General features: G+C 47.2%; 13 protein-coding genes. 6 read left to right on the top strand and 7 right to left on the bottom strand.

All coding sequences use genetic code 11. The features are described from left to right. Positions 1-45: 45 nt before the first annotated feature. Positions 46-2,340: an RNA polymerase recycling motor HelD gene (helD, locus tag FC07_RS09485; RefSeq protein ID WP_057904864.1), complete on the bottom strand. Its 2,295-nt coding sequence runs from the start codon at positions 2,338-2,340 to the stop codon at positions 46-48. A 206-nt stretch (positions 2,341-2,546) separates the two neighbouring features. On the opposite strand from helD, the gene FC07_RS09490 reads away from it, so the two are divergent. Beyond that, complete coding sequence (locus tag FC07_RS09490; RefSeq protein ID WP_191981089.1) at positions 2,547-3,191, top strand: VTT domain-containing protein; 645 nt, start codon at positions 2,547-2,549, stop codon at positions 3,189-3,191. Position 3,192: 1 nt separating this feature from the next. After that, on the top strand, positions 3,193-3,861 hold the full coding sequence (locus tag FC07_RS09495; RefSeq protein WP_057904866.1) for a type 1 glutamine amidotransferase: 669 nt from the start codon (positions 3,193-3,195) through the stop codon (positions 3,859-3,861). A 79-nt stretch (positions 3,862-3,940) separates the two neighbouring features. On the opposite strand, the gene FC07_RS09500 is transcribed toward FC07_RS09495, so the two are convergent. Both FC07_RS09500 and FC07_RS09505 read right to left on the bottom strand, forming a co-directional pair. Beyond that, positions 3,941-9,280 carry a KxYKxGKxW signal peptide domain-containing protein gene (locus FC07_RS09500; RefSeq protein WP_057904867.1) on the bottom strand — a complete coding sequence of 1,780 codons (5,340 nt, stop codon included), beginning with the start codon at positions 9,278-9,280 and terminating at the stop codon, positions 3,941-3,943. Between the two features lie 250 nt (positions 9,281-9,530). Beyond that, complete coding sequence (locus FC07_RS09505; RefSeq protein ID WP_057904868.1) at positions 9,531-10,343, bottom strand: HAD family hydrolase; 813 nt, start codon at positions 10,341-10,343, stop codon at positions 9,531-9,533. A gap of 301 nt (positions 10,344-10,644) precedes the next feature. Between FC07_RS09505 and FC07_RS09510 the strand changes: the two genes are divergently transcribed. Continuing rightward, the gene (locus tag FC07_RS09510; protein ID WP_057904869.1) at positions 10,645-11,835 is read left to right on the top strand and encodes an MFS transporter; all 1,191 of its coding nucleotides are present in this window, start codon (positions 10,645-10,647) and stop codon (positions 11,833-11,835) included. 107 nt (positions 11,836-11,942) lie between these two features. Then, on the top strand, positions 11,943-13,772 hold the full coding sequence (locus FC07_RS09515) for a monovalent cation:proton antiporter family protein (protein ID WP_057904870.1): 1,830 nt from the start codon (positions 11,943-11,945) through the stop codon (positions 13,770-13,772). A gap of 711 nt (positions 13,773-14,483) precedes the next feature. Here FC07_RS09515 and FC07_RS09520 read toward each other — a convergent pair. Together FC07_RS09520 and FC07_RS09525 are read right to left on the bottom strand one after the other, a co-directional pair. After that, entirely contained in the window at positions 14,484-15,503 is a 1,020-nt protein-coding gene (locus FC07_RS09520) for an aldose epimerase family protein (RefSeq protein WP_057904871.1), read from the bottom strand. A gap of 58 nt (positions 15,504-15,561) precedes the next feature. Continuing rightward, entirely contained in the window at positions 15,562-18,870 is a 3,309-nt protein-coding gene (locus FC07_RS09525) for a DUF5107 domain-containing protein (protein ID WP_057904872.1), read from the bottom strand. Between the two features lie 173 nt (positions 18,871-19,043). On the opposite strand from FC07_RS09525, the gene FC07_RS09530 reads away from it, so the two are divergent. After that, on the top strand, positions 19,044-19,925 hold the full coding sequence (locus FC07_RS09530; RefSeq protein ID WP_057904873.1) for a helix-turn-helix domain-containing protein: 882 nt from the start codon (positions 19,044-19,046) through the stop codon (positions 19,923-19,925). A gap of 104 nt (positions 19,926-20,029) precedes the next feature. Further along, complete coding sequence (locus FC07_RS09535; protein ID WP_057904874.1) at positions 20,030-21,403, top strand: sugar porter family MFS transporter; 1,374 nt, start codon at positions 20,030-20,032, stop codon at positions 21,401-21,403. 899 nt (positions 21,404-22,302) lie between these two features. Here the strand turns inward: FC07_RS09535 and FC07_RS09540 are convergent. Together FC07_RS09540 and FC07_RS09545 are read right to left on the bottom strand one after the other, a co-directional pair. Continuing rightward, positions 22,303-23,337: an aldose epimerase family protein gene (locus tag FC07_RS09540; RefSeq protein WP_057904875.1), complete on the bottom strand. Its 1,035-nt coding sequence runs from the start codon at positions 23,335-23,337 to the stop codon at positions 22,303-22,305. 4 nt (positions 23,338-23,341) lie between these two features. Further along, positions 23,342-24,361, bottom strand: coding sequence for a LacI family DNA-binding transcriptional regulator (locus FC07_RS09545; RefSeq protein ID WP_057904876.1), 1,020 nt, complete (start codon positions 24,359-24,361; stop codon positions 23,342-23,344). Positions 24,362-24,393: the final 32 nt, after the last annotated feature.

The following is a 24,393-nucleotide window of genomic DNA, read 5'->3' on the forward strand; positions in this document are numbered from 1 at the left end:
TAGCGGTTTTCACCAAGTGACACAACCTTAAATCGCTTTTTAGCCTTAGCCTTTTTCGTAAAGCGCTGCTGGCACATCCGCCAACAACGGCGACAAAGTGCCACTGCTAAGCAAGGTCAAGCGGTGCATCGCCCGGGAGGCAATGGTGTACAACAATTGCCGTTCGTCATCACTGCCGTAGTTGGCGGCGTCCACTTGCCAAGCGATAATCGCATCAAATTCCAGCCCTTTGGCCAAATAAGACGGTACCACGATCGTCCCAGCTGCTAAGCGTTGGTTTTCCGAGCGAATCAAGGTCACCTTGACCCCTGCTGCCTTTAACTGTTGGGTCAAAGCTTGGCTTTCTGGCAAAGTTTTGGTGATGATGGCGGTGGTTAAACCGGCGTCCGTATTCGCGGCCAATTCCGTTTTCACCGCTGCCACTAAGTCCGCTGGATCCTCACGCTGAATCAACTTCGGCAACTGGCCTTTCCGGTTAAAGGCTTGTACGTCTTCGCCGTTGCGCAAAATTGCCTTGGTAAAGTCGGTGATCTGCTTGGTAGACCGATAAGACTGGGTCAACTGCACCACCCGGGTAGTCTCAGGGTCAAACAAATAGCTTAACTCCTGCAACAACCGGTGACTACTTTCCTGAGTAAAAATCGCCTGGTTCAAGTCCCCTAGCAAGGTAAAGCGGGCTTGCGGAAAGTTGAATTTCAAAAAGGCCAACTGATAAGGCGTGTAATCCTGAATTTCATCAATAAATAAATAGCGAATTTCCCGATCACCGTGCTTACCCGTAATCAAGTCGTACAAATAAAGGTAAGGCGTTACATCTTCCATCGCCAATTTTTTCTGGCGTAAATCCGCTAGCACCCGATCCACATCATGTTGCCATTCGGATACAGTCAGGTCGAATTGGGCCAGGTCCAGGTACTGCGGTACCGCCCGTAAAAAGTCGATGTACTGGGCTTTGATGTTTAAAAAGCGATTGCGCACAATGCCTCGTCGCACGCTATCAAAGGCCGCCGTCACCACCCGTTTGGCTAAGAAATGAAATTCCTCATCGCCATTTTCAAAGTTATGCGGGTGATTGCCATACCATTTACGCATGCCTTCGTCGTCCAGCGATTCAATAAAATCACTGACCCACTTGGTTTTGGTTTCACTTTCGATGCGCCGATTTAAATAGCGCACCATTTTTTCTTTGGTTCCCGTCAACCGGTTGCCTAAATGGTAGTTATGGTTAAATTGATAGTACGTTTGCGCAATTTTTTCCTTCGAAATAAAAACTTCCTTGCGCAATTTAATGTCGCGGAAACGCATGTCAGCTTGTTCCAAATGCGTGGCATAATCTTGCGTAGCCTTGAAAAACGCCAAACTGGCCTTTAACTGGGTCAACCGTTTATCTTGATGGCCATTGGTTTTCTCAAATTGTGAGAATAAATCTTCAACCGTCATGTTAGGCAACCGCCGCGCTGCATACTGATGATAGGTCAACTGCACCATGTTTTGTTCGCCTAATTCAGGGAGCACGTTGCCAATATAATCGTTAAATAATTGGTTCGGTGAAAACATGATTACCTGGCTGGAATTTAAATTGCCGCGATAGCGGTACAGTAAATACGCCACCCGTTGCATAATGGCAGACGTTTTCCCAGAACCCGCCGCCCCTTGGACAAACAGTAATTCGGCCTTGGTATCGCGGATGATCTGGTTTTGTTCCCGCTGGATCGTGGTAACGATACTTTTCATTTTCGTATCGCTTTGTTCACCTAGAACTTCCATTAACATTTGATCGCCAATGGTTTCTTGGGTATCGAACATGGTTTTGATCTGGCCATCCTCAATTAAAAACTGGCGCTTAAGGTCCACGTTGACCTGCTGCTCCCCGTCCGGCGTTTGATAGCTGACTTTGCCTAAGTTCCCATCATAATAGATTGAGGAAATCGGTGCCCGCCAATCGTACACTAAAAAGTGATCGTCATTGTCGGTAAACGAGCCTAAGCCAATATAGATGGTTTCCGGCTTTTTCGCGCGATTTTCTTGAAAATCAATGCGCGCAAAATACGGCGTTTTTTCCAAACGCTGCAACACGTCCAATTGTTGTGCTGAATGTTGCCAACTGTTTGTGCGCTCATCCAACATTTGTTGCTGCTGCCGAATGGACAACGCGGTATCCATCATGCCTTCGTAAGAGCCTGTATTGATCTTCACATCTTTTTCAAAATGCTTGTGAATATCCGCCTCTTCCGTTTCGGCTTGCTTCATTTTAGCCTGCAATTGGTGTTCTTTGGTTTGAATTTGTCCTACCACATCGTCCACACGGACTTGTTCTTCTTGTTGTGTCTCAGCAGCCATCAATGTGCCCCCTTCAAGGATTTCCTACGACAACGATTGAAATTGTCGGTATTCTATTTTAGCACGTTCTGACACCCGACTCAAATATTGTGCCGCCGGCGTTGCCACTTTTAAATTTCCCCAAAATCAACGCGAATCAATTGCAGGGCTGGCCTGAATGACTTATGCTTGGGTTATGAGAAACTCTTTAGAAAGCAGGTGAGGTGGTGGCACAAATTATTTACGGGTTGACCCATTTGGAAGCCGTTTTGTTGCCGTTGTTTGAATACTTTGGCACCAGCAGTTATGCCATTTTGTTCGCCATCATTTTTATGGAAACCGGCTTGGTGATTTTTCCGTTTTTACCAGGCGAGTCCATTATTTTCATCAGTAGCACCTTGGCCACCCGGCCCCACTTTTTCCTCGACATTAAATGGCTGGTGCTGACCTTTTTCCTAGCTGCTTTGATCGGTGATACGGTGAATTTTGAAATTGGCCGCAACTTGCGCCGCATGCCGTTTATCAACCGCCATTTAGAAGCTGATAAATTAAAACGCGCCACAGACTTTTTCGTTAAACACGGCGGTAAAACCGTTATTTTTGGCCGCTTTGTCCCGATGATCCGCACCTTTATTCCATTAATTGCTGGTATGTTTCAAATGCACTACCTGCGCTTTGCTTGGTATAACTTGCTTGGCGTGGTGATCTGGGTCGGCGCTGGCTCGCTCACCGGCTATTACCTAGGCCAACTGCCCTTTATCCAACAACATTTTTCTATGTTATTGCTTGGCCTTGTGGTGGTACTCATGCTGCCTAGCATTACCGTAGGCTTGTCCAAATTGATCCAAAATCGGCGTCAGAAAGGAAACTAACATGCGCATTAACGTTTTACAACACACGCCAAATGAAGGCCCTGGTGCCATTCAAACTTGGTCCCAACAACATCATCATGACTTGTACGTTTACCATCCCGCCCAATTTGGCGTTTTGCCCACTGCGGCTGAAACTGACCTGTTAATCGTGCTTGGTGGTCCCATGAGTCCCAACGACGATCTACCTTGGATCGCAGCAGAACGGCAATTGATAGCTAACTTATTGGCCCAGCAACGTCCAATCTTCGGTGCTTGCTTTGGCGCCCAACAAATCGCCAAAGTCCTAGGCGCACCAGTGACCACCGCCACAGCCAAAGAAGTGGGCTGGGCGCCGGTTTACCGCCAAACAGACGTGCTGCCCGACCTACCGGCAACCCTAACCGCCTTACACTGGCACGGCGAGATGTTTGGCCTTCCCGAAGGCGCACAATTACTGTTTACCAGCGATCTGGTGCATAACCAAGGCTTTATTTACCACCAAAATGTGGTGGGCCTGCAATTTCACTTTGAACCTTTGCCGGACAACTTACGCGAAATCGTGATCAACGACGCTGCCTACACTGCCGGTTCTGCTTTAAACCAAACCCCACAGGCGATTTTAGACCACGGGGTACCGCCAGAAAATAAAGCGGTGATGCATCAGATTTTAGATTTTATCACCACCCATTAGCCAAACAAAAACCGACCGCAGCTTCACACTGATAAAAATCAGGAATGCGGTCGGTTTTATATTGCAATTAGCGTTTGCTTTAAGCTTGTGGCCGTCGTGGTTTAAAGGCGACTAAGAACCCAGCAAAGCCAACTAAGGCCAGGCCGACTGCTGCCAACCAAACTGAATTAGCGTCATTGGTCTGTGGCAAGGTCGTTGCCGTTTGTGACGTTGGCAATTTATCAGTGCCGTTGGTGGTGGTCAGGGCCTGTTCACGCGCCGTCAGTGCCGGTGCCAAGTTAGGCGTACCAGTAGTGGTTTGAACCACCGTTTGAACCGTATCAGTAGCAGTTTGAGTGGCCACTGTTGGCGTTGTTTCTGACTGCATCGTGCCGGTTGTCTCAGTTTGTGGCTGCGCTGGTGCTGTCTGTCCGCTTTGATCCGAATCAGGCATGCCCGTTGCATTGTGGTCTTGATCCGGCGCCACTGGATTTGGTGTGTAGGTAACCTGCTGCGTCGTGGTGATCGTCCCGTCTGGGTTCACCGTTGCAGGGACTGTACTTTGGTCTGGCGTATAGCCAGCAACCGCCGGTACTGTCACGTCAACTGTTTCACCGGTTTTGCCCGTTACGCCAGGTACGATTTGTGGCCCTAAGTTACTTGGAATCGTTACGTCGGCGGTGACTTCATTTGGTGTGTACACCACTGTTCGGTCCGTGGTAATCGTGCCGTCTGGATCCACTGTTGCAGGGACTGTACTTTGGTCTGGCGTGTAACCAACAACCGCCGGTACCGTCACGTCAACCGTTTCGCCGGTTTTACCCGTTACCCCAGGCACAATTTGTGGCCCTAAGTTACTTGGAATCGTCACATCAGTGGTGACTTCATTTGGCGTGTACACCACTGTTTGGTCCGTGGTGATCGTCCCGTCTGGATTCACCGTTGCAGGAACCGTCGTTTGATCTGGCGTGTAACCTGCCACTTCAGGTACCGTCACGTCAACTGTTTCACCCGTTTTGCCCGTTACCCCAGGCACAATTTGTGGCCCTAAGTTGCTTGGAATCGTCACGTCAGCGGTGACTTCATTTGGCGTGTACACCACTGTTTGGTCCGTGGTGATGGTGCCGTCTGGGTTCACCGTTGCAGGGACTGTACTTTGGTCTGGCGTGTAACCTGCCACTTCAGGTACTGTCACATCAACCGTTTCACCCGTTTTACCCGTTACCCCGGGCACCGTTTGTGGCCCTAAGTTACTTGGAATCGTCACGTCGGCGGTAACTTCATTTGGTGTGTACACCACTGTTCGGTCCGTGGTGATCGTCCCGTCTGGGTTCACGGTTGCAGGGACTGTACTTTGATCCGGTGTATAGCCAACCACTGCTGGTACCGGCACGTCAACCGTTTCACCCGTTTTACCCGTTACCCCAGGCACGGTTTTCGGCCCTAAGTTACTTGGAATCGTCACGTCGGCGGTGACTTCATTTGGTGTGTACACCACTGTTTGATCCGTGGTGATCGTGCCGTCTGGATTCACTGTGGCAGGTACTGTCGTTTGATCTGGCGTGTAACCAGCAACCGCCGGTACCGTCACGTCAACTGTTTGGCCGGTTTTACCCGTTACCCCAGGCACCGTTTGCGGCCCTAAGTTGCTTGGAATCGTTACGTCGGCGGTAACTTCGTTTGGTGTGTACGCAACTGTCACCGTCCCGCCAGTTTCTGGTACAACTGGGGTTGCAGTCGTATGATAACCTGGAATTGGCGTTAAGGTAATCGTTTGGCCTGGCACACCGCTGCCGGCAAATCCCGTTTCATACCCAGGAATCGGCTGTCCATCAACCGTTGGGATCACGGTATAATCAACCGCGGCCCGCGTGTACACCAATACCACATTGCCATCAGTTGGTGCTACGAAATTCACGTTATCATCCGTGACAGTTAACGTATAATCCGTTGAAGTTGCTTTAACAAAGGTGTAGCCTGCAATTTCAGGAATGGTGAACTGATTGTCACTATCATAAGCCGTACCAATGGTGGTAATGGGTTGTAATTGTTGCCCGTCATCCGTCACAACGTTCACTTGCGCGTTTACACGGCCTAAATTGACCCGAATGATATACGGTGCCCCACTGCCACCTACTAAGGACAACTTAGCCTGGTTGATTCCAGCCAGTTCAAACAACAACGGTACGCCATTTAACGTGTAGGCATTCGTTTCTGACGCCACAGTGCTACTGTCTACCGGTGTTTCTAAATCAACCACTTGTTTCGTTGCCAATTGCGAGGTCGTGGTGGTGTACTGCAAATTGGCTAAAAGCGTATTCGCTGGCAATCCGTAGGCTGTTTCCACATCCTGTGCCAAGACGGCAACAGTTGGCATCACATCCTGTAAAACTTCCACAAAAGCTGATGGTAATAACTGCTTAACCGCCACTAACTCATCTGCAATCGCCGCATCATACTGATCTGTATTTCCCCAGTCAATTTCATCAATACCGGCATTGAAAGCTGTTTGCATGGCTTTTCCTAAATGGTTAGCCAATGGCATCAGCTTAATCGCTTCTTTTAAAACTAACGGCTGTAATTTGGTTAACACCTCGTTTAAGACCGCTGTTTGCTGGGCTGTCGTTAAATCGGTCGCCGCTAAAATCGCTCCCAGATTAGGGGCATACAGCTTATAAAACAAATTGGTCATCACCTTAATGCCAGTTACAGCGTCCGTGGTCGCGTCTGTACTGCCGTTTGCATAAAGGCCTAAGTCCGTCAATTGTTGTACCAGCGTAGCCGTGTCTAACGCAACTGCCTGATAATTCGTGTTGGTTAATAGTTCATTGCCGCGGTTATCCACCACTAAAACCGGCAGACTCGCAACTGCCACTTCCACTGGAATCGTCAACGTTTGATCCTGATCTGCTAAAACAACTTGGCTTAAATCATGTGCTGCCGCATAGGTTGGATCAATCCGATAAATATTCGCTGATTGGGCCAATAACGTGTTAAATGCAGTTGCCACATCAACGGTGGTGCCAGCATCTCCCGTTGTGGTCCAAGTCGAACTCGCATTCGTGGTACTGCCTAAACTGATGGGTAGCCCAGTTTTAGCATCCACCCAGTCAACGGTTAACTCAGTTGGTGCAGTATACACGTAAGTCACGCTACTTAATTGACTAGCCAGTTCAGCATCATTTAACGCTACATCCCCATTGAGCTGAATGCCCCTAGTGGCCAAATGTGTTAGAAATCCTTGATAAATATCGCCTGTCGCTGCTGTATTCGCGTCCATGCCCAGTTTAAGCAATTCAGCTAACGTCGCACTGGTTAAGTCCGCAGTGGTTTCATTTTGTAGCCAAGCGCCTAGCGTGCTATACGCCGCCGGCAAAACTTGTTCGTTAGTCAAACCTTCATTTAAAATCAAATGGGTGGTGGTGAAATCAGAATTAAACACTAACGTTAACGTGGTCACGCCACTTTTTTGTTGAGCGCCAGCTGTTGGGGTCAAAACAATTTTTTGTAATTTGTCAGTGCTTAGATCAGGTGTGCTGGCGTCCCCCACTGCTAAGGTCACGCTAGGCAGCATTGCCGTTTGTTCCGCATTATCATAGACGTAATTCACAGTAATGTTGGTTGGTACGATTTGATAAACTGCCTTAATGGTCACCGTGGTTCCGCCGGTTTGCGTCACCTGTCCTTGCGCATCCGTGGTGGTTTCGATTGGCGCCGCGGTAATCACCACGTCAGGCCCCTGTTGCAGATCACTTAAATCGTCCCCGACAGTGTACCCGACCAGCACATAATTCACGTCATCTAACGTGAAACCTTGGTCTAAGGTGACTGTGGTATCGCTGGTATATGTTTGGTGGCCACTGATTGGGGTTCCTTGATACGTGATAGGAGCCGCCGTTGCTTCAAGATAGTTTTCCACCGTTACATCTGCCTGAACGGCAGTATTTTCCGACGTCATTGACTCGGTTGCCGGCTCATCGTCTCCTTTTGCTTGCGCCGCTGCATACAAATCTTTCAATCGATCCAACAAATCAGCATGCGTATCCGTCACTGGTGTTGTCGCTGTGGGTGCTGCCGAATTGTAAACGTACTGAATCGCCGTAATATCAGGTGAAAACTCAGGGTTAGTTGGATCCACTACCCCATTAGTACCAATTCCCACGGCCGTTAACGCCTGTACAATAGTAGTCCGACTGAATAAAGGCAGCCCATTTGCTTGAAGCGCTGCAGTAAGTTGATCAGCCAATGCCGTTGCCTGGTCATCATTATCAATGACTTGCTTTAAGAAACTCAGATCCAGCTTGGTCAAATCTTGATCAACCAACGCCAGCCCACTATCAGCGGTGGTGATTGCCGCAGTGCCATCGTCGTTTAAGGTCACCGTCATGGTTTTCTCTACCGACGCACCACTATCAGAATCCACGCCAGCAGTGGCCGTCACCAAGATCTGTTGAACGGCGTGATCACTGCCAGTGGCATCGGAGCCGTCTGGGTAAACGTACGTCACCTTTAAAGGCACTAAATCATAAACCGCTTGAATCGCAATTGGTGCCGTACTAGTTGCGTCTGCAGCAATCGGAAATTTAATCGTCGCTGTGGTTTGTAAACTGCCCCCATTAACGGTGTACCCTTGGAACCGATACCGCCCGGGCACTAAATTCGTTTCGACTCCCTGGGCAATAATACCATCGATCATGGCCTGGGTGACGGTTAAATTAGCCGGTAAAGGCAGCTCAGTGCCACTTTCAACAGTATCCGTCACAGCACCTTCCAAAATATCCCCTGCACTGTTCACCAGCGTTAAGGTCACGTCCTGAGATGTACTGGTGGCAGTGGCATCCGTTTGCGTCACCGTTTCCGGTACGCCCGTTGCTTGATAACGGGCAGCGGCTTGCGCTCTAACAGCAGCGACGGTTGCAGGCGTGGCTGCGGTGATATTGCCGCCTGCAACGGCACTACTGGTGGCTGCACTGCTAACTGCCGTAGTCGTCGATGAACTGTCTGCTGACTGTACTTGACTTGCCGTACTGCTTGTTTGTTCTGCCGTAGAATGGTTAGCTGAATCAGCAGCACTAGCCGTAGCCGCTGCAGTACTAGTAGTGGCTACGCTGGCAGGTGCCGTACTATTAGCAGCTGAACTGGCGGTTGTTGTCGCTTGCGCTGCACTGCTGGCAGCCGAACTAGTAACCGTTGCGGACTGTGCCGCACTGCTAGCAGCGCCACTTAACGCCAAACTGGCCGCTGTTAGCGCCGTGTCAGACGACGCGCTGGTGGTAGCTGGTGTTGTTGTGGTAGCAGCCTGTGTAGTCGTCGTTCCAATGGCCAAAAAAGCCCCAGCCAGTGCCACGCTGGACAGACACACCGTTACCCATTGCTTACCACGCTTGTATAACCGATAATGTTGTTTACTGTTCATCTGTTGCGCCCGTTGCCGATTCATTTAAAATTCCCCCGATTTCAAAATCAAATATGTACGCTTTTTGCCTTAAAAAATATCATAAAATTAAAACTATTTTCTTCAATCTTACGAAATTGTTTAAGAAAACGCTATCTCACATTTAAGGAATCAGTTTTATAATTTGTGACACAAACTAAAAAGTACGTGGTTTAAAAATACACTTAACGTATTTTCAAGCCACGTACTTTTTCGGTTTAAATCAAAAAAAGACAATCAGTTTCAAGAAAGTGATTTAAACCAGCACCCCATGTTGATCCAGCACACTTTGAATTTTTTCAGCTACAGCATACTCACCATTACTACCGATGCGAGCGGTGGCATAAGGTTCAATTGCCTTAGTCGCCGCTTGCATAATGTAGCTGTGACCAGCAAGTTTTAACATTTCAATATCATTTAAGTTATCGCCAAACGTGATCATTTCATCCGGGGTGACGTCTAATAGACCACCTAGTTCAGATAGCGCATGGCCTTTGTTGACCACCCGATGCATAATATCCAAAAATTCACTGCCACCAACGGTGACGTGGAATTGGTCGCCTAAAGGCTGCACATAATCCCGCTCATAAACGTCGGTTAAGCCACCGTTTGGGTAATAAACAGTGTATTTAGGTACATCCACATCCAATTGGGTAATATCTGGCACCACGCGTAATTCAGTGATGAAATGACGTAAATTATCTGCATATTGTGCATACTGTTCATCAATATAACTAGCATCCAGGGCGCACAACAACGGCACGCCTAACCCTAGCGTTCGGGTGTGTTGGATCAAGCGCACATAATCCGCCTTTGGTAAAAACTGCGAGTACACGATTTTACCGTTACGAATGACAACGGCGCCATTTTCGCCAACCAAACTCATACAATCTTTCACCGGTTCAAACATCGGCTTCAAGGTATAGATGGCCCGGCCGCTGGCAGCCACAAAGTGAATGCCTTGGTTGTGTAGGGCGCGAATTTCATCATAAAAATGAGGGGGCAGAGTGCCGGCTTCAGTGAGCAACGTGTGGTCCAAGTCAGAGGCAATTAATTTGATTTGTGTCAAGGCGGATAGTCCTTTCTCTGTTTGATCTACCCACAGTATACACAAAACCACGATGTAAAAAAAGAGGCGACACCTTCCGTGGCATCGTCGCTTAACAAGCAAGTGTGAATGTGTGGGTTTGTTGGGTAACAGAGGAAAATAATTGCTGCAATACAACACGAAAATATATGTACTGTAACCGCTTGCTTATCGCCTTTAGTATAGCATATTTTAAATAGTATGCAAGATTAGCTAGCGTTTTTTACGAAAGCAAGTGCTACAATGAAGAAAACGTTTATTTGACGCTTCAGGGGGCTTTCTTATGCACTTATCAACCAAGCAACGCCGTGGTTTAATACTGGCGCTTTTTATCAGCGGTTTTCTCATGCGTGCGCCGATCACCACCCCACCGCTGTTTCTCACCCCACTGGCCCGCGCACTCCAAACGCAGCCCAGTCAACTGGGGATTCTCACCACCTTGCCGTTACTGATGTTCATGATCTGTTCTAATTTCGGCGCACCAATCATGCAACGACTGGGCCTTAACCGAGCCTTATTAGCGGCCGTCACGTTATTAGCGGCTGGGTCACTGGTGCGGTTATTATTAAATTTGCCAGCTGTCTTGGTAGGCACTGTTTTAATTGGGATCGGCATTGCCTTACTGAACGTGTTGATGCCAGTGTGTGTGGCCCATTATTTTCCCAAACAGATTGGCCAATTGACGGCGGTTTATTCCTTTGCCATGATTTTCGGTAATACCATTTGCAACTTAAGCACCGCACCGCTGAACCACGCTTTTGGTTGGAACGCCATGTTCACCTTGTTGGGCTTTTTACCGTTGATTATCGTCGCCACTTGGTTATGGCTAGGCGGCCAGTTAAAGGACGTCGCCCAACCAGCCGCGGTCAATATCGCTACCACCCAAGCGCCGCATTTATGGACCAACCCGCGGGCTTGGTTTTTCCTACTCACCTTTGGCGGGCAATCCACGTTAAACTACACGGTAACCGCCTGGTTGCCTAGTTTAATGGCGTATCACCACTTAAATAGTACCCATATCGGCTGGGTCATGGCGGCTTTCACTTTGATCAGCCTGCCCATTGCACTGTTTTTACCAAGTTTACTGGCCCAATTGTCCCAACGCTGGCTGGCAATTTTAACCGTGCTTGCTGGCGCCTGCGGGATCATCGCTGCCTTAATGCTGTTTCACCAAAATACCCAGCAACTGTGGTTTTGGCTGTTAGAAAGCAGTTTGATCGGCTTACATATTGGCTTTTTCTTCATGGAAGTGCTGACGATGTTTGGGCTGAAAACCAGTACGCCACAAACCACCGCCCGACTTTCTGGCATGGCGCAGGCTGGCGGCTACTGCCTGGCCGCTTTAGGGCCCACCTTGTATGGCTGGGCCTTTGCCGTCAACCCATTAGGCCAGTGGCAAAACATAGCCTATTTAGCCTTAGTGCTGATGACCTTTGGCGCAGGTTGGAAAATCGTTCATTTAAAACAGCTTTAATGAAGCAATTAAAAACCACAACCGACCTGCACTGCCTTGCAAACCACTTTGCTTCTCACCGCAGCACGTGCTAAGATAGAACAATTCATTTTGAAAGTAGGCGTATTATGGCACAACTCTCTTTGCTCGTCGTGATGTTGGCGGCCTTGATGATCCCACTGCTCATGGCGCAATTCAACATCACACGGATTCCCACGGCCGTCGCTGAAATCGTCGTCGGGATCCTATTAGGAAAAAGTTTACTCAACCTGGTCCACGTCACGTCTAACCTGACCATGCTCTCTAGTTTAGGTGTGATCGTGTTGATCTTTCTCTCGGGGATGGAGATCGATTTTGACCTCTTTAAACCCCAACCGAAAAACAATGGCCCTAGCTGGACCCCCGTTAAAATGGCCAGTTGGGCCTTTGTTGGCATCTTAGTCACTGCTGGCTTATTAGGCTGGCTGCTTCATTTAATCGGCATTTTCAACGATTACTTGCTGGCGACCATTATTTTCGCCACCATTGCCCTTGGAGTGGTAATCGCGGCGCTTAAGGAAAAGGAACTGCTTAGCAAACCCTTGGGCCAAACGATCTTACTCACCGCCGTATTAGGCGAAGTCGTCCCCATGCTGGCCTTAACCGTGTACGCCTCCTTAAATGGGGGCCACGCCGGTCGCATTTGGCTGGTGCTGCTGATTTTCTTAGCGGCCATTATCTTATTGCTGCGATTCCGCGGCATTTATCAATTCTTCGAACGCATTGATAAAGCCACCACCCAGCTGGATATTCGCCTGGCCTTTTTCCTGATTTTCACGCTGGTCACCATTGCCGAACGTGTCGGTGCTGAAAACATTTTAGGGGCCTTTTTAGCCGGAATGGTGATGAAACTCTTACGGCCTAGTGAAGCCACCCAAGACAAGCTCACTTCATTAGGCTACGGCTTTTTGATTCCGATTTTCTTCATTATGACTGGTGCCAAGCTTGATCTACGCAGCTTATTAGCCGACCGCCAAGCGCTGGCTTTGATTCCCGTATTCTTCATTTGTTTCATGGTGGCAAAATTAGTCCCATTTTTGGTATTCAAAAAGCGCTTCACCACGCAAAACGCACTTGCCGGCAGTTTCTTAGCCTCCACTACCATTACGTTGGTGCTGCCAACCTTGCAGGTGGCACGAAACTTAAACGCCATTACCAGTCAACAGTCAGGCGCCTTTATTTTAGCCGCCATTCTCACCTGTGTCCTGTCGCCGATTCTCTTTAACCAATTTTATTATCCTGAAAAAGAGGACCTGGTGAAAACCAAAGTCACCTTTGTAGGCACCAACTTACTGACTATGCCGGTGGCGCAACAGCTTTCCAAAGGCTGGTACGACATTCGCATGGTGACGGATCGACCAAAAAACTATCGCACATATAATAGTGAGATCGACAATATTCAACTGCTGGATCGTCTGGACGAACCCACCTTGGTTGACAATGGGATTTTCGACACCGATATTTTAGTCCTCGGCTATTCCGATTACGAACTGAACTTCACCATGGCCCAACAAGCCGTTCAACACCAAGTGCCGCGGATCGTAGCTCGGTTTGAATCCCATGATATTGCCGAAGACCGTTATGAGATTCTTGCGCAACAAGGCGTGGAAATTTTCAACAGTTATAACGTTAACATCAGCCTGTTGCGCGGCATGATTGAATCACCGTCCAGCCTGAAAATTCTCACCGATACCGAAGCCGGCCTGTACGAAGTCACCGTTCACAACCGCCGCTTCACCGGCATTGCCTTACGGCAGCTGCCCTTTATTGACCTGATCACCGTCAGCCGCATTTACCGCAATGGCAAATACGTGCCGCCACATGGTGACACCTTGATCGAACCCAACGACCACCTAGTGTTCACCGGCGACAAAGACGTGGTCAAGGACTTACGGCAACAATTGAGTCGGAAGAATTAATCATTTTACGCTATCAAAGCGGCTACGGCCGCTTTTTTAGTTGCGCTGGAAAGGCCGCTTAGGTTAGTTGAACAAAACGTCCTCCGACGAAAATCGGACTGGAACGCCATGAACACGACTTGAAGCCAATCATAAACCGATTGTCTTCAAGCTCGGTTTTATGCTAAGTGATAAATCACTAAGCATAACGCCACGGCTGAGCCCATTTTCACCTCCGGACTTAAATTTACCCGACGCCACTTGAAATGATGATCTCATTAAAATGGCTGATCGCTATTGCTTGAATAACAGTTAATCGTTATCACTGGCAAATTGGTTTTTAATACCTCAATCAACGTATTTTAAAAAATTGCAATCTTGCGCTGCTAGCGAATGCGAATTGTTTTATTTGTGGTTATCAGCTTAACATGAATCACATGAACAACATCAAGTCTGGAGGCATGGATGACTCAGCGCCATGTTTCTTACAAGCGGTTTTCCCACAAGAATGGACAATTTATCTTTACGTTAGCAAAGTATCCACACCGCACTTAGTAGCCGTGAAATGGTCCTTAATGGCTTTGTCACTTAGGACCAGGCTTCAAGCTCAAACCCCACAGCGTTATCTTCAGCCCGATTTTCGCCAGAGGACTGCCCGCAGCCGCTGCACAAAGCGCTTGCCAGCACCAAAAAAAGCCCTCAATTCGCATTAGAATTAGGGCTTTTCTTAGACTAATAATCAAACTGCCAACTGGTGGTGCGGTGAAATGTTTGGCCTGGCAGTAATACACAACCGCTAAGTTGGGGATCAGCGGTGGGGGGCACTTGGGCTTCCAAGGCTACACCGTCATACTGGCCTAAGTTCGCCGCCACTCCTGTGTGATTGAAATGGTTGGCCGTGTAAGCCACTACTGATGGCGCATCAGTGGTTAACGTCATGCGCCGGCTGGTACCCGGTAAGCTCAGCACAGCACCTTGTTGCTGGTCATTTAGCAAAAACGGATGGTTTAAACCATGTTCTGCCACAATCTGTGGGTCAGTGCTGCGCAACACAGCCCCTAATGCTTGCGGTTGACGCAAATCAAATACCGTCCCAGCCACGGCTTGTCGTCCGGTATCCGGAATGCTAGCCGCATTTAACGGCAAATAATAATCAGCGTTAATTTGTAGCTGCTGCGCCTGCACATCTTGTCCCGCATCCGCCAAGTTAAAGTAGGTGTGATTAGCAATATTGCACAACGTTAATGCGTCGCTCACCGCCGTTACAGCAAAAGTCAACGTATCCTGATCCGTTAACGTATAAGTGACTTGGACCTGCAAATTACCAGGATAGCCATTGTGCCCAGCGGGATCAAATAAGGTTAATGTGACACTAGCAGTGTGCGCAGTGTAATCGGTGGTGAAATCAAATACCTGGGTATCCAAACCTTCATCCCCACCATGAGCATGATTGGGGCCATCATTTAATGTAAATTGCTGAACCGTGTTGCCCACTTGCCACTTACCTGCTGCCATCCGGCCAATGATCCGCCCAACAGTACCACCAAGAAAATTCCGTTCTTTACTGTAATCCTGAAATGTCGGCAAGCTCATGATCATATTGGTCTTGTCGGCGGTTGTAGGCACTAAAATTTGGGCCACAGTAGCGCCATGATTTAAAATCACTGCGGTCATACCATGACCGTTGGTTAAGTGAATGGCGCAATAATCGCGATCATGCGCATAACCATACTTTTCAACTGTAACGTCCATGCTTTTCTCTCCCTTCAAAAAAATGCGGTCTCACCAACGAGACCGCATTCTTTAATGACTAAACTTCCGGTTTCACAAACGCTGCATGCCGCAACACACCTTGATGGCTATTGGTTAACGCAGTTGCTTTCATAAACATCGCTTGGGCCTTGTCGGTTTCGTTTAACCCTAAATAACCGAGTGCCATTAAATAGTAGCAATGCACACTGTTGCGTTGTTGATAATCCTCATCAAACAACAAGGCATCTGGCAAGGAAACGGCAAAATAATCCATGACAAACTTGTTAAAGATCTGCTTTTCACCGAAGCTAACCAATTTATGGTATTTAGCCACAGCCTTTTCTGGCTGGCCCAGTTGTTCATAGGCCAAACCTTGGTAGAAAATTGTATCGGCTGGTTGGTCATTGTAATACATCATGTCGGTAGGTTCCGTTAAACCTACCGTGGCTTGTTGTAAGTATTGCGTCGCGTGGGCCTGATCGCCAAGTTGTTTGTAGGCATAGCCTAAGTAGAAGTCAATAATATCATCATGCGCAATTGGCAACTTACCTTCCCCTAAACTGCGTGGGTAAACCAAAGCCTTTTGTAACTTGTCAACGGCCGCTTGATAAGCCCCAGCTTGCAAGTCAGCTTTCGCCAATTCAATCAACGCATACTCATACTGAGTGCTGACTTTGCCTTCGCCACCTTCCCAAGGATGGAAGATGTGCGCCATTAATGCATCATAAGCCGCTTGATATTGGCCAGTTTCGTTCAACAATGTCACCAAAGCAACATAACTATCATCCCGTTGGGCCACTAAGTCTTGATGCGCTTGTAAAAAGGCCAACCGCTCTGGTAAAGGCCGATTAAATTTCTGATACAAGGAATCCAGTTCAAACACGAGCCGCGCATTGGTCGGATCCAGTTTAAAGGCCTTTTCCAAATACGCTAACGCCTTATCAGATTGATGTTGCTTATTGTAATACGCAATCGACAAATTCCGGTAAGGCATGGCATAGGCAGGCGCCAAAGCGACTGCCTTTTCCCATAATACCACGGCCTTGTCGTAAATTCGCTTGTCATAGTAAAAGTTGCCTAAATAATACGGCGCATAGCCATCTTCAGGATTAATGGTTTGAATAAAGTCCAATACCACAACATCAAACAAGCGATTTGGGAAGACGTAATCTGGTGACAATTTAGCGCCAGCCTGCGCGTGTTGCAAGGCGGTCTCTGATTGTCCTAATTTAGCATAAGCGTAGGCCAAATAGTAAGCTTGCAACGGTTGTTGGCCAGCATAACGTTCTAACACCGCAATGGCATCCTGGTATTGTGCGGTAGTTAAGTAAAGTTCAGCTAAGGCCAACACATCGTTTAACCGCCCGCCAATATAGTGGGTCAACTTGGCTTGATCCGCTGCAGCCTGACTTAATTGTGCTTGTTCATACAACAAACCAGGTTCACTGGCGTCTAAGGCCAAGCTTTCCGTTAAGACCGTTTGGGCTTGTTCGTTTTGACCTAATTGCCGTAAAATATGGGCTTTCAGTGTCCGAGCCGTTAAATCATGGTAATTACGCAACAGACTTTCATCTGTAAAGTGTAAGGCTTCCGTTAAGGATCCTTGCGCTAGTTTGATCTTTGCTAAGGCTAAGAAGCTAACTGCCTGGGTATCCCCTGACCAAGTGGCCTTGTAAAAAGCATCATAAGCCGCATCAAGCTTGCCTTGCTTCACCAAACTTAAGCCTAGATGATAGCTGGCCGAACCGGAAACCGGGTTGGTGTTGTGTTGATTTTGCCGAGCTAATGCCTTGCAGAAATAAGGTTCGCTAGCTGCAAATAACCCTTGGCGATACAGTAATTCCCCGTAAGCATCGTTTAGCCGTTTGTCCCCAGGATCCCGTTTTAAGCCTTCCAAATAATAGGTTTCAGGCCGGAAACTGGCGTGCCGATACTGTTCCAAATGTTGGCCGGCAAAGTACAATTCGTCATTAGTTTGCAGCTTTTCTGGTGCTGCAATGGCCGTAGCTGCGTCTGGAATCTTTTCAATTTTATCGGCGTCTGGTGTATATGTCACCAACGTATTGCCTGTGGCATCCGTCACCGTGACGGTTAGATCTTGTGCTGTACCGCTGACATTTTCCTGGACGTCTTTAAACGTTGCAGTTGGGCTTAAATCAACGACCTGGTCATATACCTTTTTCCCTTTTGCCGTTAGAATCACGTGGGCGCCAGGATAAGCACTGGTCGTATAGGCCGCTACAGTGACTTGCTCGGCATTTTTTTCCAAATTAACTGCCGCATGGATGGTGGCATTTTTCACTGCACCAACAGCCTTATACGGCATGAAATATTCCGTGGCATGCTTTTCTTCATGGGGATTTAACCAAGTAAAATCAGGCTGATTATCCGTAAACGTCCCGACCATTAATTCAATGTAAGGGCCATTTTCATCGGTTAACTGATGGTCCCAAGACTGGCCAAAATCGCCATTGCCCCAAGTCCACTGCTTTTTACCTGGTGACGTGTGATGATCCGCGACGTGCAGCAAACCAGCTTGCTTTTGATGATCATAATTGCCTAAGAAATTGTAGTTGGAATGCGCTGCCATGTAAGAAGTTGGAACCGGTACATTTTTATACCGTGAAATGTCCACACCAGCTGAATAATCAACTTTGTAATACTCACCAGTAGCAATTGGAAAATCAGAAACGGCCCGCTTACCATGATCAAACACCGCATGCACATCAGGTGGGAAAATAGATTGGGTGTGGTCGTTGACTGGTACCGCCGGGTTGGCCCACCATAAGAAGGTTTGCGGCAAATCCGTTGGATTAGAGAAGGTTTCATCGATTTTCAAGTAAGCTTTATCAGGAAACATGGTAAAACCGACTAAGATCTTCGTGCCGTACATCCGATCCACATCGCTGATCCATAAGGTTTTCGAGCCATCTTTATGGTCTTCGGTGTAATAATTAATTGGCAAAAACGTATCTGGCCGATGGTGTTGTGGCCAATTAAATTCGATCCCACCGGAGATCCAAGAACCGGCTAAACCGACTAATGCTGGCTTAATGACCTGGTTATAATACACAAAATCATAGTGATTGGTTTTATCCAACATCCGCTGGATCCGACCGCCAAGTTGTGGCAAAAAGGTCACTTGAATATAGTCATTTTCTAAAATGACGGCTTGATAGTCTTGATCATGTTTCTCATCAAACACCCGCTCAGTGACTGGAAAAGGATAAACTTTCCCTGTGCTACCCTGATAAGCACGGTTTTCCAAAAACATTGGATTCTTTTCAGGTTTAGCGGTGGCATAAGTAGGAATAGTTAACGTCTGACGGGTCAAGGTCACTCCGCCATTAGTAGTTTGAATAGACATGTTTTAAACACTCCTTTCGATTTCTCCTTCAGTTTAATCTAGAAACCGTTTTCAGTGAATGCACTTTAACTGTTAAAATATGGATTATTCGGTACAGACCAACTTGCAATGACACACTAACCCGTTTAAACTAAAAAAATGAGAACCATCATTTTTGGAAGGAGTCCTCTATCATGCGAAAACTACAAGGCTTTCCCAATGAATTTCTTTATGTATTGCCACGCGCTGTCCTAGACAACTTTACGTTCTCCCCTGTGATCAAAAACCTGTATTTCACAGATATCGGCTTTTATCCTGACGCCAAGCAACATTATGTGCACCGGGCCACTGGCGCTAAAGAATGGATTCTCATTTTTTGTGCCAATGGTGAAGGCACCGTGATTTCGGATAAACATGCCTGGAAAATCAAACGCGGCACTGCAATTTTATTACCGCCAAATCAAGAACATACTTATTACGCCTCGCAAGAAAATCCTTGGGATATTTTTTGGGTCCACTTTTCCGGCGACTTTGTGAAAAGTTATTTGCCTGGTGGGTTGGAACAGCCCGACGACTTTTACAACTTTTCAAATTTAACTGATGACAATATTAAATATCTCATGTCCCTGTTTTGGGAAATGTTACAGGCCTTACGCACTGGTTTCTCTTACCAAGCTATTTTCTTTGTTTCACAAATTCTTGGCGTACTGCTCGCCTATATCGGCATGCACTGTTCCAGCGATACCATTAAAACCAGCTTGGCCAACGAATATGTTAATCATGCCTTACAATACATTTACGATAATATCGACCAAAAAATCACGCTGCAACAATTAGCCGATCATTTAGGTGTGTCGGTGAGCTACCTCGGTCGTCTGTTTCACAACAGTGTGGGCACCAGTGTTAACGCCTTTATTACCAGCGCTAAAATGCAACAAGCCAGCCATTTTATTCAAAACACCACCTTGTCTATTCAAGAGATCGCCCAAAAATTTGGCTATGCGGATCAGTTTTATTTTTCCCGACAATTTAAAAAAGAGTTTGGCCATTCACCATTGAAGTTTCGCCACCAGTAGCAAATAATCCATATTCATGCGCTTCCAATCCATTCAAAAGAAAACGATTTCAAAATAAAATAGACTTGAAATTTAATTTTAAACCTCACAAGGAGGGTATATGAATGGAAACAAAACAATCACATGTTAGCGGCTACGTGATCCTGATCACCTGTGCCGCAGCGTTAGGTGGCCTGTTATTTGGGTATGACACGGCTGTGATCTCTGGGGCGATTGGCTTTTTAAAGATTAAGTTTAGCCTCAGTAGTCTTGAAGTCGGATGGGCCACGTCAAGTATTTTGATTGGTTGTGCAATCGGTGTCAGCATCGGCGGCGTGCTCAGTGACCGCTTCGGTCGGAAAAAGACCTTACTGTTATCTGCCATTATTTTTGCTTTATCGTCTTTAGGTGCCGCTTTAGCCAGCACGTTTACGATCCTGATCGTTTGGCGGATGCTGGCCGGTATCGGCATTGGCTTAACCTCACTGATCTCACCACTGTATATCGCCGAAATGGCCCCAGCAAACATGCGGGGCAAGCTGGTGTCAGTGAACCAATTGGCCATCACCATTGGTATTTTCGTCGTCTACTTTGTTAACGCCGGCATTGCATCCAGTGCTAGTCAAACTTGGAACGTAAATACTGGCTGGCGCATTATGATGGGCGTGGGCGTCTTACCTTCTGTCTTGTTCTTACTGTCCTTGATTCCAGCCAAAGAAAGCCCACGCTGGTTGTATCAGCACGGCAAACAAGCTGCTAGCTTGGCCGTTTTAAAAAAGGTTGATCCGCAAAATGCCCAAGCCCAACTGGATCAAATCGTTGTGGCCGAACAAAAAACGGACGATACTAAATTTTCTGATTTATTTAACAAAACTTGGTTCCCAGTGCTATTGATTGGGGTTTTACTAGCCTTCTTCCAACAATTCTCTGGGAGTAACGCCATTATGTACTACGCCCCAGAAATTTTCCAAGGCGCCGGATTCGCGCAAAATGGCGCCTTCTTAGCCACTGTTTCCATTGGTGTCATCAACATGGTGATTACCATTGCGGCATTAGGCTTAGTGGATCGGATTGGTCGGAAAAAGTTACTAGGCTTTGGTTCGTTAGCAATGTCGATTTGCTTGTTCATTGTGGCGATCTGTTTCTACGTCAAGGCCCCAGCTTATTTGACCTTGTCCTTTGTGTTACTGGCTATTGCGTCATACGCCATTTCATTAGCACCTGTAACTTGGATCTTGATCTCAGAAATCTTTCCATCTCGTATTCGTGGCCGGGCCATGTCCATTTGTACCGTGGTATTATGGCTCAGCGATTTCTTGTTAAGCATCACCTTCCCAATTTTAACCGGTGCTATCGGGCAAGGCGCTACCTTCTTACTTTACGCCATTATCACTATGGGTTCCGCCATTTTCGTTTGGCGCCTGTTACCAGAAACCAAAGGCAAATCTTTGGAAGAAATCGAGCTTTTCTGGCAACAACGGCATCAAAATAACGCCTAACTGTATCACTAGTGTATAAAAGCGGCTATGGCCGCTTTTTTTGTGTGCTGAGAAAGTCGCTTAGGTTAGCAGTTAATGATCGGCCTCCAGCAAAAGTTGCTGAAACGCTGCGGCTCGCTTCTAAAGACACATTGGATACTTTGCTAGCGCAAAGATAAAATTGCCGTCGCTGTCCATTCTTGTAGGAAAAGCACCTGCAAGAAACATGGCGCTCCAGAACTAACTTTTGAAAAACCACCAAAAGTGGATTTCTTCCGACTCGCGTGACTACTAAGTGCATGAAAGATACTTTGCTAACGCAAAGATAGAATTGCCGGGCGCTGTCCATTCTTGTGGGAAAATCACCCGCAAGAAACATGGCGCTGAGCACACTTTTGCTTTCGGCCTTAGAATTGCTTACGCTATTAAATCAGTAATTTCATAAAGTAACCCACCCGCTATTCGTTTAAACAACAATTTTCAACTCACAAATTAATCGAGCTTCAATCTCATCTACAATACACTCATTATGTTATAGCAGTAATTAAAAAACGTTTTATGCTGAAATTAACCACATTCACATAAAAATGCGTTCTATTGATCAAGTATACTTGTGATTGTTTTTAATTTAACTGCTATTTAAGCAACTGGCGTCCAACTGTCTTATTCACAATATTAATTTAAGTAGCGTAGACAACTCCTAGTCCGAAGGCGAAAATGGGCTCAGTCGTGTTCACAGCGTTCCAGCCCATTTTCGCCGTAGGACGGCCTGCAACTGCCACACAAAGCGATTTCAAGCACAAAAAAGCCCTCAAATTCATATTAGAATTGAAGGCTTCATTCAAATGACTGGCCTCATTTGAACCGTTACAAGCTGTCCACACTTGTTGGTTATGAATCAGTTTCTGGCAAAACTGACGTTATTTTAAAGCTTGATAATGATAGCGAATGCTAGTGGTTTGGGTCACACCGGCTGGTAAGCTAATGCTGCCAAATTCAGGATGGTGCACGCTATCTGGTAATACTTGGGCTTCAGTGGCCAAGGCACTGTATTGGTGTTGGTCATGTTTGGCCTGATCGGCTGGGTTGGCGGTATAAATCACCAACCCATTGCGCCGAGAATAAATATCTATTTGGCGCTTGCCATCCAAATCACCTAAGCTGGCAATTGGCGTTTTCATGCTAGGCTGTACTTGATAAATATCATCAAATTCAACACCACCATTTTCTTGTTGCAAGTCTGCCAAAGCGGTTTTAACCGCCTTTTTAGTAGTGAAATCATACGCCGTCCCAGCAACTGGCAACAAAATGCCCGTTGGGGTTTTGTCAGCGTTTAATTCAGCCCGGTGACTGCCATTGATCCGCAACCATTGTTGGTCCAAGCTGGTTTGCCCTGGCGTTACGTTCCAGTACACATGGTTGGTGGGGTTGAACAAGGTATCCGCGTCACTACTACCGGTAAAGCTGATTTCAACCGTATTATCGTTGGTTAAGGTAAAAGTCACCATCAGTTCCAAGTTACCGGGATATTGATCTAAGTTACTAGGAATGGTACGGGTTAAGCGTACGCCGCAGCTGTCAGCGGTGGTAAATGGTGTCCCTTCAAACAGCAAATTGCTAAAGCCATTAGGGCCACCATGAATGGCATTGCCTAATTCGGTTGCCGGCACGTGATAGGTCTGACCCGCAACAGTTAATGCACCGTTTTTGATTCGTCCGGCCACTCGGCCAATGGTTTTGCCTAATTGGTAAGGGGTGCTTACATAGTCAGCTAGTGTGTCATAATGAAAAATCAGTTGCTGGCGTTGATTGCCTTCTAGCACGGAAAATTCCTGCCAAGTGGCCCCTAACGTACTGACGGCCATTCGGGTCCCTTGTGGGTTCGTGGCCACAAAGCGGGTCACCGTTTGATCCTGATACGTGCCAAAAACATCTTTTGTTACAGTTGCTTCCATATTTTTAGGACTCCTTCACTTGTGGCAAGGTACTCTTGCGCAAAACCAGTTGGGTGCCCAAAATAATCTGTTGTGCCGGTCGTTTTTGTTGAAACCGCGTGAGCAATAAGTCCACGGCGGTAGTACCCATTTGCGTCGTCGCCACGTGCACAGAACTGAGCTCTGGATAGACATAAGTGGCTAACGCCGTGTCGTTAAAGCTAAACAGGCTCACCCGTTCTGGCACCTTGATCTCAGCGGCTTGCAAGGCCTTTAAAGCCCCAGTAGCCATGGGATCGTTGGCCACAAAAAACGCATGGGGCAAGTCATCCCCCAGCGTTTCAATGGCTTGCTGCATGGCCTCAAAACCACCTTGATTGGTAAAATCGCCTTGGAAGGTCAAGCCTTCCTGATAGGCCGCTTTCGCCGTCATGGCTGCTTTAAAGGCCGCTCGCCGCGGGTCCACAATGTGGCGCTTGCCATCGGTGGTTTCTTCATCGCCGTAAATCATGCCAATATCATGAAAATCTTGTGCCCAAAAGAAATCAACCACTTCTTCAACGGCTAATTTAAAGTCCGTTTGAACGCTGTCAAACCCAGCCGCAAATTGATCGTCATCTACAAACACAATATTATCGGTGATCGTTTGAAAAGACGTCACTTGATCCGGGCTAAATTTTCCAATGGCAATAATCCCATCAATATCGTTGGCAATTTCCGTCACGTTATTTTGGAAAATCCGGGTTACTTCTAAATGATGTAACTGGCTTTGTTGCTCAATTCCTAGCCGAATGGCTAAATAATAGAGATCGTCTAATTCGCGCGATTCTGAATACCATTGCACCACTGCTAATTTTCGCAATTGCGGTTTAGTAGCTGCTTTGGGACGGCGTAATTTGGCATAGTTTAAGGCCTGAGCCGTGGCAAAAATCTTCTTGCGCGTGGCCTCGCCAACGGACAACGACTGATCGTAATTTAAAACCCGGGATACCGTGGTCAATGACACCCCAGTCGCCTTGGCAATATCTTTTAATGTAGTGGCCAAAACCTATTACCTCCTGAATACTTTATGTTTTT

Source organism: Loigolactobacillus bifermentans DSM 20003 (assembly GCF_001434575.1).
Classification (GTDB): Bacteria; Bacillota; Bacilli; order Lactobacillales; family Lactobacillaceae; genus Loigolactobacillus; species Loigolactobacillus bifermentans.

What these genes read in the sequence shown, in the direction of transcription:
- FC07_RS09495 (WP_057904866.1), top strand. Translation starts at nt 3,193, where the DNA reads ATGCGCATTAACGTTTTACAACACACGCCAAATGAAGGCCCTGGTGCC.
- FC07_RS09540 (WP_057904875.1), bottom strand. Translation starts at nt 23,337, where the DNA reads ATGGAAGCAACTGTAACAAAAGATGTTTTTGGCACGTATCAGGATCAA.
- FC07_RS09515 (WP_057904870.1), top strand. Translation starts at nt 11,943, where the DNA reads ATGGCACAACTCTCTTTGCTCGTCGTGATGTTGGCGGCCTTGATGATC.
- FC07_RS09535 (WP_057904874.1), top strand. Translation starts at nt 20,030, where the DNA reads ATGGAAACAAAACAATCACATGTTAGCGGCTACGTGATCCTGATCACC.
- FC07_RS09500 (WP_057904867.1), bottom strand. Translation starts at nt 9,280, where the DNA reads ATGAATCGGCAACGGGCGCAACAGATGAACAGTAAACAACATTATCGG.
- FC07_RS09525 (WP_057904872.1), bottom strand. Translation starts at nt 18,870, where the DNA reads ATGTCTATTCAAACTACTAATGGCGGAGTGACCTTGACCCGTCAGACG.
- FC07_RS09520 (WP_057904871.1), bottom strand. Translation starts at nt 15,503, where the DNA reads ATGGACGTTACAGTTGAAAAGTATGGTTATGCGCATGATCGCGATTAT.
- FC07_RS09510 (WP_057904869.1), top strand. Translation starts at nt 10,645, where the DNA reads ATGCACTTATCAACCAAGCAACGCCGTGGTTTAATACTGGCGCTTTTT.
- helD (WP_057904864.1), bottom strand. Translation starts at nt 2,340, where the DNA reads ATGGCTGCTGAGACACAACAAGAAGAACAAGTCCGTGTGGACGATGTG.
- FC07_RS09530 (WP_057904873.1), top strand. Translation starts at nt 19,044, where the DNA reads ATGCGAAAACTACAAGGCTTTCCCAATGAATTTCTTTATGTATTGCCA.